The sequence below is a fragment of the Nostoc sp. 2RC genome, assembly GCF_014222165.1.
Lineage (GTDB): Bacteria > Cyanobacteriota > Cyanobacteriia > Cyanobacteriales > Nostocaceae > Nostoc > Nostoc linckia.
The window spans coordinates 1-14646 of record NZ_JACKZU010000202.1 but is presented as its reverse complement, the minus strand read 5'-3'; the positions used below and the strand labels follow the sequence as shown (position 1 = coordinate 14646).

The following is a 14646-nucleotide window of genomic DNA, read 5'->3' as shown; positions in this document are numbered from 1 at the left end:
GGACTGAATGAAATTAGGGTGAAATTTTACTTGCTTCCAAAAATAATTACGATTTGATTTATGAACAAATTTAAATATCTGTAAGATTTATGATGTCGTAAATCGACGGAAATACGTATATTTCAAAAATCAAATATAAGTTCTATATAGCCTAAAGTTTTATTAATACTTGATAGATATGAAATTTGACATGTCAGTTACTTGCGTTCTTCTGTCAAGGGTAAGTAAACGATGAAGGTGCTACCTTTACCAATTAAACTTTGCACCTGTATGCTACCTCTATGAGCCTGAACAATTGCATGTGCGATCGCCAATCCCAATCCAGAACCACCAGTAGTGCGCGAGCGATCGCTATTGACTCGATAAAAACGATCAAAAATCCGCTTTTGCTCCTGCGATGCAATACCAATACCTGTATCTTGAACTTCAATTACAGCATGACTGTTGCTGCGTTTGAGAATGACATTTACATAACCACCAGCAGGAGTGTATTGAATAGCATTGGCAATCAAATTAGAAAGTACACGTAAAAGTTGGTCTTCATCCCCCATTACGTATAAAAGTTCTTGGCACAACACCAAAGATGTTAGCTGCAAAGAAGCCGCAGCCGCTAACGCTGAAAATTCCTCTATCAGGTCATTAATCAAAATATTCAAACAGCAAGGTATTTGTTGTATCGCCAGTGCGTGCTGTTCCAATCGAGACAATAACAGCATATCCTGAACTAATTCAGCTAGTCGATGATTCTGACGTTGAATAGATACTAAAATATCTTGCCCCTCATCCGGCAAATACTCCATATCAAATAAAGTCTCTACCGTGGCATTAATCGCTGCTAGAGGAGTACGTAACTCATGAGAGGCATCAGACGTAAACTGTTGCATTTGTTTATAAGAAGAGTCAATCGGTCGCATTGCTAACCCTGCAAGCCACCAACTAGAACCGCCGACTAACAATACCGTAATTGGCAATCCTAGTGCCAAAATTAATTTCAAAGCAGCGAGACGACTATCAAGGTCATTGAGATTACGCCCTACCTGAATATAACCCCAAACCTCATTAGCTTGAGTGTGCAGCAGTAGAGATTTTTGAGTATAGCGATTGCCTTGTAAGTCTTTGAGTGTTTGCCACACTTGGGTTTGCACAGTCGGTGGCAATTCATGAGGTTGAAAACCTGCCACTGCAATTAACCGTCTGGAAGCATCCAGAAAACGGATGTAGTATTGCTTATCTTTATATACAGGACTAAAAATACCGTGTTCTTTAAGGGTAGTTTGACTGTGGCTGAGGATCTTTTGGTTAGGACAACTTGATTTGGCTAAACAAATATTTGGTAAAACCTGCTGAAAAACTGGCTCTGTAATACCAGGTTGTTTCAAATTCGGTTCGATTACATCATGTAGTGTACCCGCTACCGATTCTAGTTCTCGGTTGATAGAAACCACATAAGCATCAATGATTACCTCATAAACCACAAAACCGCATAAGGACAAAATTAGAGCCATAACTACGGCATACCAGGTAGCCAATTGCCAGCGAGTTTTATGAAATAGTCGAATCTGCATTGTCAGGATTGAAACGATAGCCCATACTAGGGACAGTTTCGATTAAGGCATCACAATCATATTCCGATAATTTGCGTCGCAAAAGTCGGATTTGAGCTGCTACTACATTACTAACTCGTTCTGCACTAAAGGCATACAGATGATTCAAAATTTGGTCGCGAGTAATAACTATGTTAGGACGTTTCATTAAGTATTCTAATAATTGAAATTCTTTTTTTGTTAAATAAATTACTTTATTTTCACCATTAGGATACTGTCGAGAAACTGTACAATTGCCGCAGTCTAGTATTAGGCAGCCAACTTGCAATTTTAAAGACTGGAACTGAGTTGTAAGGGCTGGACTTCCAAAAGAAGCTCGTCGTTGTAATGCACGCAACCGTGCTAGTAGTTCTGCCATACCAAACGGCTTTATCAGATAATCATCTGCTCCTGCATCTAAACCAGCTACTCTATCTGCCATGCTATCTTTTGCAGTTAGCATCAGTACAGGCAAAGCATTGCCCTGATTCCGTAAACGCTTGCACAGTTCTAAACCTGAAATTCCTGGTAACAACCAATCAAAAATTGCCAGTGTATATTGAGTCCAATTATCTTCTAGATAAATCCAGGCTTCATTTCCATCCAAAACCCAGTCAACAATATATCTTTCTTTATTCAATTTTCGCTGAATTGACGCACCCAAATCTGGTTCATCTTCAACTAGCAAAACTTTCATAAGCATTAAAAGGAAATAGGGAACGGAGAATAGGGAATAAACTGGTTTTGGAAAAGAATTTAGACTTCCCCCAAAACCCTCGTCTATTTTATTGCTACTACTTGCCGCTAATTATCGCTTGAAAGTAAAGCGGCCGTTAACTTTTTCACCATTGATATCAGAAAGAATAGCAGCTTTATACTCACCAGCTGTTTTTTGAGAAACTACAGCATGGTAATGTTGTTCTTTAGCTTCATAAGTCAAGGAAAGCGATTTTTGACTACCATCAGGTAGCTGAATTTGAGCGGTTACCTTTGCATTTGAAACTGTATCATGCTTATCTCCTTTCTTGATATAAAAATCTAAGTGATTTCCATCGTCTTTTGGTTCAGCAATCAATTCTAAATGATACTGCCCAGACTCTATAATTTGACCGCCGTGTGAATGCTCGCCTTTGCCATCTTCGGAATGACTTTGAGCATTATTTTGATTATGAGAATGACCATCATTTTCTGAATGGTTATTTTTGGCAGTGTTTTCAGTTTTAGAAGTTATTTGTGTTGTTGATGCCGATTTATTTTCTGAATTGGCAGCTTGATTACTGCCGCTACAAGCACCTAAGAAAATCAAGCCTACACTACCTACAACTACAAAACTGATTTTTAACAATTTCATTAATTTAGATTCCTCAATACTTGGTCAATTCAAAACTCAAAATTTGCTTTTGTGGTAATTTTTGTGTAAATAATTAGTTCAGTATTTTTTGGTATCAAAAATTTACCAAACTGTACTAATAGGGTTAAAGCAGTTGAGGTAAACTAATTGAGCATTCACTTTATCTAGGATGACAGGCTGGTATGAAATTCGGGTGAAATTTGTACAATAGAGTGTAGGCGATCGCTACCCTTGACCGCTTTTTTAAAACTTATAACTAATCATCATTGGGCTATTGAACATTAATGAGTCCCTTGCAATGAGCCAGCCAAAAATTAAGGTAATGAAGTTCACATCTGCGATTAACTGAGTAATTCCAACTAATTCTCTAACACCACCCCAGCCAATACGGTTCGGATAAGCAGTATGAACTTCCCTTGTGGTCTGGGAAAAGGTTAAGGGGAAAAGGGATTTGGATGTATTTGAAACCTTTTCCCTTTCCCCTTTAACCTAACCGTATTACCACCTCAGCTACCTTCCCGTTTTCCAGAACAGTTGCACTTCCCTTAGGTAACAAATACTTACCAAACTTCGAGTATAAAGCAGGTAAAACCAGCAATGTTAACGCTGTAGAAGTAAATAAACCACCCAAAACTACTATGGAAAGTGGTTGCAAAACTTCCTTACCTGGCCCCACTGCAATAACTAATGGTACTAATCCCAAAGCTGAAGTAAAGGATGTCATTAAAATAGCATTGAGTCGTTCCATTGACCCGGCAATGAGGATTTCTTTTAAGGACATTCCAATAGCAAATTTAGTTGTGTAATTATCTACTAAAAGTAATCCATTGCGAGTAGCGACACCAAATAAAGTCACAAAACCTACCAAGGAAGCAACTGAAACAACGCCCCCTGTTAATGCTACAGCAATTACACCTCCAACTAAAGCAATGGGCAAGTTAATCATAATCATTGCTGTAGACGCAATGGATTTGACAGAAAGATACATTAATACAGTAATCGCTACAAAGGAAATGCCACTGAAAATCAAAATATTTTGTGAGGCTCTTTCTTCGGCTTCAAATTGACCCCCATATTGAATAAAGTAACCAGAGGGCAATTGTACTTGTGCTTTGACTTGGTTTTGAATTTCATTGACTAGCGATCGCAAATCTCTACCTTGAGCGTTAGCAGATACTACAATTAGACGAGAGACATTTTCCCGGTTAATGGTATTCGGGCCAGTACCATAGGTAACTTTAGCCACCTTCGCTAAAGGAATTTTTGTCCCCCCTGCATCTCCCACTTGAGAAGGGGTATCAACTAACAAATTTTCAATTGTTTGAAGATTATTACGATATTGTGGTTGCAACCACACCACTAAATCAAAGTTTTGTTGCTTCTCTAAAACTTGAGAGACTACTCTACCATTGAGAGCAGTTTCAATTATGTCAGATAGTTGCCCAACGGTTAAACCATAACGGGATGCGGCAACACGGTCAAATTTTATCTGAATCTGTTCGATGGGAACTTGCGGTTCTAATTGTAAATCCACAAGTCCAGAAACAGATGACATCACATCTTCAACTTGTTTGCCAATTCGCCGGAGTTCTTCTAAGTCCGGGCCAAATATTTTCACAGCAATTTGACTTCTGACTCCAGATAATATTTCATCAATTCTGTGAGAAATAAATCCACCAATATTCGCAGCAACACCAGGTACTTTATTGAATTCTTCCCGCAGCCATTCTACTGTTTCCTTACGCTTTTTCATTCCTTCGTCACTCAACCCAATATCGAGATGACCAAGGTTTACGGGTGCTGCATCTGCATCATTAGGAGCGCGTCCCGCCCGTAACTGTACATATTTTAATTTGGGATCGTCTTTGAGTTTATTCTCCAATACAAAGGCGGCGCTGTTAGTGGCTTCTAAAGATGAACCCGGATAAAGAGCTAAAGTATTGACCAAAGTTGATTCTTGAAACTCTGGTAAAAAAGCTCTTCCCAAAGCTGGAAAAATCACTATCGCTGCTACCATTCCCGCCAAAGCCACAGAGATAATAATCATGGGACTGCGGATACCAAAATCTAAACAAGGATAATACAGTCGCTTAAAAATTCGGGGTATCAATGGTTCCTTTAACGGCATTTTTCCGTATGGAAGTAAAATTGCACATAACGCCGGACTTACCAGTAATGCTTCTAAACTAGAAACCATAACCACTATTAGGTAAGTTATTCCCATTGGGCCAAAAATTCTACCTTCTACACCTGCAAGGGCAAATATTGGGGAAAAGACGACAATAGTAATTAAAGTTGCTCCAATTAAAGATTCCTGGACTTGCTGTACTCCTTCAAAAACAATTTCCAGTACTGGACGAGGGTTAGCAGAGTATTTATTTTGTCGCAATAAACGAACAACATTTTCCGCATAAACAATGGCATCATCGATCGCTGTACCAATGGCGATCGCTAATCCTCCCAAAGTCATTGTATTCAGCCCTAAGCCCAAAAAAGATAATACTTGCAATGAAAATATAAAAGTCAGGGCAAAATTCAATAGCACAACTCCCAGAGTCCGCCAATTCATCAAAAAGGGAATGAGAATCAGTGCTGCAATAATACTGCCTTCCACCAAGGCTGACTTGACATTTTCTACTGAAGCATCAATATAATCAGCTTGACGGAAGGTTTCTGTTACCTTTACACCTTTAGGTAAACCTGCTTGCAATTCTGTCATTGCAGCTTTAATGGCATGGGTAACGGTAGGAGTATCAGCAAGAGGTTGTTTATTCACCATCACCACTACAGCATCTTTGCCATTTAAGCTGCCATCTCCTATCTTCATCGCACCGCCAATTTGAATTTCGGCAACATCTCCCAACCGCACAGGTGTTCCTTGACGGGCAACAATTACAGATTGTTTTAAATCATCCAAAGATTCAATGCGGCCAATTCCCCGAATCAAAGTTTGCTTGTCAGGGCTGATTAAAAAGCCACCAGGGGCATTGACATTTGCTCCTTGTACTGCTTCAGATACTTGCTGTAAGGATACATTGAAAGCTCTGAGTTTGTTTGGATCTACTAATACTTGATACTGGCGCACTTCACCACCATATACTAGCACTTGACTCACCCCAGGAACTGCTAAAAGGCGATTTGTCACTTGCCAATCAACGATGCGGCGTACTTCCATTAAATCGATTTTGGATTCTGGGTTTTGGATTTCTCCTTTTTCCCCCTCATCTTCCACTGTGAAGGCATATTTTAATACAGTGCCAACAGGTGAACTAATAGGAGCAAGTCTTGGTGTTTCAATTCCTTCCGGTAGCTTACTCGCTGCTTGTTGCAGTCGTTCTTGTATCAACTGGCGGGCTTGATAGATATCTGTTCCCCAGCCAAAAACGACTCTAACTACAGAAAGTCCTGCTGAGGAGGAAGAACGAACCGTGCTAATTCCTGGAGTACCGTTGATTGAGCTTTCAATTGGTAATGTCACTAGAGATTCTATTTCTTCAGGAGCGAGTCCGGGAGCTTCTGTTTCAATTTCAACCTGGGGCGGTGCAAAATTAGGGAAAACATCCAACGGCATTTGCGGGATGGTATTAAATAATATGATTACTGTAAAAATAAGTGCCGCAATTACTACTAACCAACGTCGAGAAATTACCCATCTAGCGACTGTATTAATCATTATTTATTGTTGATTGAATTGTTGATTATTGGTGGTTTTTTCGTGAATTATAGGACTCCTATTTGATTGCGTGAAAAAAACTTAGTAAAATTTTTGTTCCCTGTTAAGAGTTCCCTGTTCCTAGCTTCACGAGTAAGTTCACAAATCAAATTGGATTGCTATATTAACCAATAACTATTAATGACTATCTGAACGATGATAATTTTCTGGTTGTTCCACAGAAGTGTCAGAAATAGAGGCGGTTGGTTGTTTGTGGTTGTCGATATAAACCTCAGTTTCATAATTGAATCCGTTACCTACTGGTACTAGACGGGAACGGATACGGCGACTAGACCAGAAGCTACCTCCCAGGAAAGCTACGATAGCAATGGTTACTCCTCCCCCTGTTGAGAGCAACCATAAAGGTAGAGGTAAGCTGTTAGCTTTAGCCTCGGTTTCCTCTGAGTGCGAATCTTCTTGTTCGTTATGTTCTTCTTTACTACCACCCTTTAATGACTGTGCATAAAGTTGTGGCGCACGTTGAGTAACTACTGAATCTGCCTCAAATAAACCACTTTTAATTTCAATTAAATCTCCAGAGGTTTGCCCTAATTCAACTTCCACAGATTGGAAGGCATTACCGTTTTGGACATAGACCAATTTTTTATTATTTGCATCAACTACAGCAGAAGCCGGAATTGCCAAAATAGCTGGAGATTTTTGGTCTGTTAGAACTTCAAGTTCGGCAAACATTCCGGGTTTGAGCTGTCCTCTGGCATTTTTGATTTCAGCTTGTACTGGTACTACTCGCGTTTCTCCTGCAACTACTGAGCCAATTCGTGTAATTCTCCCTGTAAAGGTTTGATTAGGTACGCTAGCAACCTTCATTCTTAAGGGTTGACCTGTCCTGACCTTGCCTAAATCTTTTTCATAAATATTGGCTGTGGCAAACACTCGACTATCATCTACAATCGTCATCAACTTACCACCCGCGTCCTGAAATGATTGACCGATAGTCACTTCTCTATCAACAACGTTGCCAGAAATCGGAGCTGTGACTGTAATTAACCCCTTAGCATTAGCGCGGTCTCCTAGTTGTAGCAGCCGAGTTTCATAAATAGCACTGCTACGATTAATATTGGATTTTGCGAGGCTAACTGCTGCTTGAGCGCGTTTTAGCTGATTTTCAGCCGCAATCACATCACGGCGGCTATTGGCTGCGGTTAATTTAGCTTTAGCTTCAGCTAGCTGAGTTTGAGATTCTAGAGCGTTGCGACGTGCCAAAGCACCTTCATTGGCTAACACTCGATCTTTCTCGTACTTTTCTTGAGCAAATTCTACTTGACTTTGGGCTTGGGCGATTTCTGCTGCGGCTATATCTTGATAGCGATGATAGTTTTGTTGAGCTAGGCTTAAGTCAGCTTCAGCCTGCTGTAAATCAGCTTGTGCTTGTGCCAGTTTTTCTTGGGAGTTAACCCGCAGTTCCACCAAGTCTGGACTAGTTACAACAGCTACAGGTTGACCTTTCTTGACTAATGCACCTGGTTCCACCAACAGTTCGACTACTTTTACTCCTTGAATTGGAGTAGTGACTTCAACTTTTTGGCTAGGCAAGGTTTCAATCTGTCCAGTAGTTTTAATACCGACAGCTAATCGTTGGCGTTGTACTGGTTCTACCTTAACTCCTAAGAGTTTAGCGGTTTCTACATCAACTTCAACAGAACCCGTCAATTCGCCTCCTGCTTGAAAAGCACTGCTCCCACTGTGGTCATGACCAGCACCAGCCAAAACAGTAGTGGGAGTATTTAGTAGTGACAAACTTAACATTGTCAACGAAACATAACGCAGTGGAGCAAAACATTGAAATAAATTACAGATTCCCATGGCTTGTTGTGTCCTCAAGTAGTAAGAAAGCAGCGTTGCACTTGGATGGCATTTGATGTGCAAACTTGGACTACCACTTTCTTTAAGCTGTTTTGTATTTGACTTGCACATTGACTGAAGCAAGGAAAGCTCAGCTCAACGAGGCTGTTCACCGTTGACAGTTAATAGTCAACAACCACCACGAGTGGTTATGCTTTTTTAACGGGCATTAACTTAGCTAGTGGTTTGCCAACCCAAAAATGCTGGGTGAGGGCTGGGGAAAGGGGAAGGGGTAAAGGGTAAAGGGTAAGGGATTTAAAACCTTTCCCCTTTACCCCGCCAAGTTCACTTGCCAGACTACTAGTTACATTGCTTTTGTGAAGTTTTAGAAGTTTGAATCAGGACTTACGCAGCGAGATTATTTGTTGAGGTCGGGCATAGGGTATTGGGGATTTTTGTCTGCCCTATGACGCCACTTGCTACAAGTCAGGACAGCCGCAAGGGCGCAGTAGCTCTCTTATGCCCAATGTCCAGCCCAAACTTTTAATTTTTCGTTTACCATGCGTAAGTCCTGTGAATATTGCTCTTTTCCAGTGTTTCACATCAACATGAAATTTGGATGAAATTTTTATTAGCAGTTGTTATTAGCAATAACTTTAATATTTAGACTATATTCAAAGCACTTAATTGATACTTATATTGACTATTAATCTCTAGATATGCATTTATAGGAATCCGATTTAATTCCTGAAAACATTTGTGTAGGAAGCGAACGGGGAACAGGTAAGAAGAAATAAAAGTGTATCTAGCTTTTGTCCTTAGAAACAGCAATGACCAATGACTAATGACTAATGACCAATGACTATTAGCTTATTTAAGGATATGAGCCATCTAAGTTACATTAAAAATTAATATCAATTAACTCACAATTAGAAAAATTAGAGCAAAAATATACTTGAATCAATTCATGATTTAAGTACATATCTTTATTATTGCGCCTTATGTCGTCGCCCCTCGATCGCCCGCTCAAAATTGAAATTAGACTTCCATCTTCCCATCCCCATTTATTAGAAGGACTTGAGACATGGCTACGGTTGGGTTTAATATCCGATTCTCAAGTCAGGCAGTTATGCCGAGAATTTCTCACTTGTGCGGTGGTGTTGCAACCCCAGACTCAAGTTGCAACTAAAGTAAAATTTGCAACTTCAGAACCTGTGGAACAGTTATCCGTAGCGGCTTTACAAACTACACCACCAAAACCAGCTCAACCGAACTTCATTAGCACAATGTTGCAGTCACTAGCGGCTGAATTGAGCGTCCGTTGGCTGCTTTTTCTAGGAGTATTTTTAGTAGTGGTATCCTCCGGGGTACTGGCTGCTAGTCAATGGGAAAAATTTCCCGCTTTTGGACAATATGGAGTTTTATTTGCTTATACCTTGAGTTTCTGGGGGTTAAGTTTTTGGGCGACTAGGCAAAACAACTTGAGACTGACAGCTCAAACATTAGTGATTGTCACCGTCTTATTAGTGCCAGTAAATTTTTGGGCTATGGATAGTTTCGGGTTATGGCAAAATCCTTTGAATTGGATTATGGTTGCCATAGCCTGTACTACTCTCAGTGCTATTACTGTTTTAATCTCCAAAAATCAAACTATTTTTGCTGATTTACACACCGCTAAATTACCCGTAGTAAATATTCTGGCGCTGAGTTATCTGCATTGGGGTTGGCAATTCAAAGGATTTCCCTTAATTGCCGTTTATCTGGGAATAATAGCCACAACTATCCTTACCCTCATCCATCATCGCCACTCACATACAGAAAATCCAGGCGATCGCCATAATTTAAGTATTAGCTTTAGTGCTACTGTAATTATTTATGCTTTAATCATCCTACTAGTACGAGCGATTTTTATTGCTTCGGTAAATGTCACACAGTTGGGCTTAGCTATTGGCATTTGCGGTTGGTTGATTACTTGGTTAGCACAGCAGGGAAGGGAAGATGAAGCAGTAACATTAATATCTGCCACCCTGGGAGAACCTCAAGCTACATCCCCCCCATCTCCCTCATCCCCCCTACTCTGGGAAAGACTCGGTGCAATTTTACTTTTCCTGGGTTGGCTGGTGGCAATAATTCCCGATCCTTGGCAAGCCATCGCTGTGAGTGGTTTGGGTTTGTGGTTTGTGGGAAATCGCTTGCAGCGCTACAGTTTCAAAGTGGATTTGGCGGCGGTTTTTGTCATTGGCTTACAGATAATTTGGCTGTGTTGGCGGTTAATACCCGATGGGTTACAGAAATTAGCCATCGCTACTGCTACTACATTGACAAATTCTCAAACTCAACCTTGGGCGTTACTGGGCGTAGTTTTATTTCCCTATGTAATTTTCATGGTGGCGTTGACGGATAATTTGTATCGCAGCCAAAAACGAGAATTGGCTAGGTTCGGCGAACTGCTGACTTTACTATTAGGAACATTTTTGACAACCATCGCCGCAGTCAATCCGGCGTTGCGATCGCTAAATTTGCTATTTTCCACCATCACCCTTGCCGTTGTCAGTAACCGCCGCTCTCAATTATCTGCTACTCTGGTATACCTGACTCATATCATCGGCGTATTCACCTTCTGTGCTTGGATAAATTGGTTTTTCCCGACACTCAGTAGAGAAGTCTGGGCAAGTATTTTATTGGCTGTAATGGTTACAGAATGGATATTTAGCCTGGGAAATGGTATATGGCGACGTAGCGCCTGGGACATCGGTTTAGGACTAGCTGCCGTTAGTTTTTTGCTGTTGTGGATGAATGCAGAATCATCTTGGTACGGCATCGTTGATGGTAGAGCTAATTGGGGAGTTGTTTGGCTAGTTACACCCATAGCCCTCAGTGGTGTTGCCAATAAGACAAATGTAGAAAATCGGACTATTAACCGTTACTTAAGTATCTTGGCTGTGGCAATTGCCCAGTTACTCACTTTACAGCTACCAGGAACCAGATTAATCGGTTTGGCGGTGGCTGCGGGATTAATGTTCCTACATACCCGCTATTTGCGAAACGAAATCAGCGCCCTAATTACAGAAGGATTTGTTTTAAGTTTTATTGGAATGCTGCTGTGGAATGGTGTGCCTGGTTTACCCCGTCTGGCGGTGGCTGGTTGGTTTGTTGTGGGAGCCATAGCCACTTTCAGTTTATGGTTAATCCGTAGGGTACTGAGGCAGCGTGGTAACGAATTAGCTTTAATTTATGCAGCCGCTAGCGATAAATGGGCGATCGCTTTGTGTGGTTATGAATTGTTGGCTTTGACGCTGCACTCAATTTTGATTTACCAAGGAGTGGCTAAGTCCGGATTTTTGTACTTACTTGCCAGTGGTATCATTTTAGTAAGTATCATCTATCGCAGTTGGCAACAGCCGACAAATTGGGCATTTTATGGCATTGGCTGGTGTTTGGAATTGTTAACAGCCCAGGCATTGGGATTTGGTTCACCATCGATTATTAAAATAGCGATCGCCAATATTGCCTTGGGTTTACTTACTCAGCTGGTGGGAGAGTGGTGGAAACGGCGACATCAATTACAAAGCTTGCCTAGCAGCTTTCACATTTTACCGATGGTTTATGGTGTATTCAGCGTATTGCTCCGTGTAAACACCTTCACCGACTGGACGGGTTTGTGTTCCTTGGGTGTAGCTTTAATTATCATTGGCGTGGGGCGACGACGGGAAGACTTTAAACCCTTGGTGTATCTAGGAATTATTGGCGTATCAATTTCTGCCTATGAACTTTTGTTTTATCAAATGTTACAAGCTTCCGGAGGTGCATTAGGGGATGGATTAATTGCCATGTCTGCCCTTGGTACTACTATTATGTACGCCTATCGCCTTCTTTCCCCTTGGCTGATGGGATACTTACGCTTAACTCCCCAAGAACTCAAAGGCATAGCGGATATTCACTGGGCTTGGAGTAGTTGCTTATTAATCTTTGCCACTATCCTTCCCATTGGAATTAATCGCTTGGTAGGTTTAGGAACTGGCGTATTTTTAGTTAGGTATGGGATTTTTCAGGGAAAGACATCGCCTCAATCTTCCGTATCTTCAACATGGCGGATAACAATAGATGAACTTTGGGTTTACCTGGGTTTGTTAGAGGCGGGTTTTTTTAGTATTTTTTTTCAGGAAACTACTGTCGGGCGTTTTTTTATTACACTACTTTCTTGGAATGGTGCGATCGCTTCTGTAGCCGCCTATTTTCTGTATATTCTACCTTGGGAAAATTGGGGTTGGTCTAAAAGACCTTGGCAACAAGCTGCATATATTCTGCCATTAATAGTTTTATGGCAAACCGCACTGCAAGTTTACCCAATTACTTTAGTACTCACCGCAGGATATTACATTTTCTTGAGCATTGTCGGTAAAAACATCCGTTTTACCTATATTAGTGTAGCTTTGGTTGATTGGGCGCTTTATCGTTGGTTTTATACCTCATACCTGCGGGAAGCTTTGTGGTACGTAACACCATTTGGCTTATCACTACTTTATATTGCTCAAGTAGATACGCAACTCAAACTACCAGAATTTAAAACAGTTCGTCATAGCCTGCGGTTGTTGGGTAGCGGTTTAATTTGTGGTTGGGCAATTTTATTTCATCAAAACACCCCTTGGATACCAGGAATTTTGAGCCTCATAACCATTTTCGCCGGATTAGCTTTAAGAGTGCGGGCTTTCCTCTACATTGGTACAGCAACTTTTGTAATTACTACTATTTACCAATCGGTAATTTTCAGCTTACAGTACTCATTTTTAAAATGGGTTGTTGGTTTGCTAGTGGGGATTTTACTGATTTATATCGCCGCCAACTTTGAAACTCGTCGCGTCCAAATAACTTCCCTAATTCGTAACACCATTGATGAATTGCGATCGTGGCAATAAGGTAAGGTGTCAATACTGCTCAGGTTTTGGATTTTAAACTGGAATTTGGTTTGGGGAAAAGGTGAGCCAGCGCGGTCTTGGGGGTTTCCCCCATAAGCGACTGGCGTTAGCGTCAGCGTTAGCGACGAAGGAGCGTCACCCCGAAGGGGTTAAAGGTTTTTTCTTTCCCTTTTCCCCTTTCCCTTTTCCCTTTAACCTTTTCCCTTTCCCCCTCTTGCAAAAAGAGGTCTAATACAAAGATTTAATCCATTGCCATTCCTGTGTTAAACCCTCTGTGAGGGAGACTTGCGGCTGATATCCCAAAAGTTTCTGGGCTTTGGAGATATCAGCAGCAGTGTGGCGAGCATCTCCCATTGCTTTTTCTATATGATTTCTTTTGATTGGTTTGCCAACGATTTGTTCAATTTTATCCAGCACTTCAGCTAAAACTACGCGACTACCACCGCCGATATTAAAAATTTCTCCCACTGCTTGGGGTGCGATCGCGGCTGCTAAATTAGCGGCGATAATATCACTAACATAAGTAAATTCCCGCGTTTGCTGTCCATCGCCGTAAATGGGAATTCCCTCATCCTGTAAAATGGATTTAAAAAATTTATGAAATGCCATATCTGGGCGCTGTCTCGGCCCATAAACTGTGAAATAGCGCAATGATACACATGGCACGCCAAAATTTTTATAGTACAGCGTACACAAAAACTCACCCGCTAGCTTTGTAATCCCATAGGGAGAAACCGGCTGCGGACAAATACCTTCATGGGTGGGTAACGTTTCTGCATCACCATATACACTCGACGAAGAAGCAAACACTAGCCTTTTGAGATTTTTAGCATCTTTAGCTGCTTCTAGCAAAATTTGTGTAGCGTTAATATTTCGTTGTGTGTAACTTGCAAAACCTTTACCCCAGCTCGCCCTTACACCTGCTTGTGCCGCTTGGTGATAAACTACATCAACATCTTCGAGGAGTTTGTGCCAATCTAAAAACTGAATATCTGCTTCAATTAATCTAAACCCAGGCACTCCATTCAAATGTGCAATATTTTTATACTTTAATATAGGGTCGTAATAATCATTGAATTCATCAATTCCAATAACTTCTTCTCCTTGTTGCAGCAATGTTTCTGTTAGATGAGAACCAATAAAACCAGCAACCCCAGTGACGATAATTTTACCCATTTGCCTATTTTTTGATATTTTAATTAATCTCTACATTCACAGATTAATACTTATAACCAATAATCGTCATTACTTAACAAGAGATTTTTATCACTTATTTCTAGG

The 14646-nt window shown here is 40.8% G+C and carries 7 protein-coding genes; 1 reads left to right on the top strand and 6 read right to left on the bottom strand.

Translation table 11 applies throughout. The features are described 5' to 3' along the window. Positions 1–197 precede the first annotated feature (197 nt). The 5 genes from rppB to GNE10_RS21120 form a co-directional block, all read right to left on the bottom strand. Complete coding sequence (gene rppB / locus GNE10_RS21140) at positions 198–1565, bottom strand: two-component system sensor histidine kinase RppB (RefSeq protein WP_185566843.1); 1368 nt, start codon at positions 1563–1565, stop codon at positions 198–200. Further along, entirely contained in the window at positions 1543–2280 is a 738-nt protein-coding gene (gene rppA / locus GNE10_RS21135) for a two-component system response regulator RppA (RefSeq protein ID WP_185566842.1), read from the bottom strand. Before rppA ends, rppB begins: the two co-directional genes overlap by 23 nt. A gap of 111 nt (positions 2281–2391) precedes the next feature. After that, complete coding sequence (locus GNE10_RS21130) at positions 2392–2934, bottom strand: hypothetical protein (protein WP_185566841.1); 543 nt, start codon at positions 2932–2934, stop codon at positions 2392–2394. A 484-nt stretch (positions 2935–3418) separates the two neighbouring features. Continuing rightward, the gene (locus GNE10_RS21125) at positions 3419–6607 is read right to left on the bottom strand and encodes an efflux RND transporter permease subunit (RefSeq protein ID WP_185566840.1); all 3189 of its coding nucleotides are present in this window, start codon (positions 6605–6607) and stop codon (positions 3419–3421) included. 177 nt (positions 6608–6784) lie between these two features. After that, positions 6785–8470: an efflux RND transporter periplasmic adaptor subunit gene (locus GNE10_RS21120; RefSeq protein WP_185566839.1), complete on the bottom strand. Its 1686-nt coding sequence runs from the start codon at positions 8468–8470 to the stop codon at positions 6785–6787. 980 nt (positions 8471–9450) lie between these two features. Here GNE10_RS21120 and GNE10_RS21115 point away from each other — a divergent pair. Beyond that, positions 9451–13365, top strand: coding sequence for a DUF2157 domain-containing protein (locus tag GNE10_RS21115; protein WP_185566838.1), 3915 nt, complete (start codon positions 9451–9453; stop codon positions 13363–13365). Between the two features lie 228 nt (positions 13366–13593). Here the strand turns inward: GNE10_RS21115 and GNE10_RS21110 are convergent, their stop codons facing one another. After that, positions 13594–14541, bottom strand: a complete 948-nt coding sequence (locus tag GNE10_RS21110; RefSeq protein WP_185566837.1) for an NAD-dependent epimerase/dehydratase family protein — start codon at positions 14539–14541, stop codon at positions 13594–13596. Positions 14542–14646 lie beyond the last annotated feature (105 nt).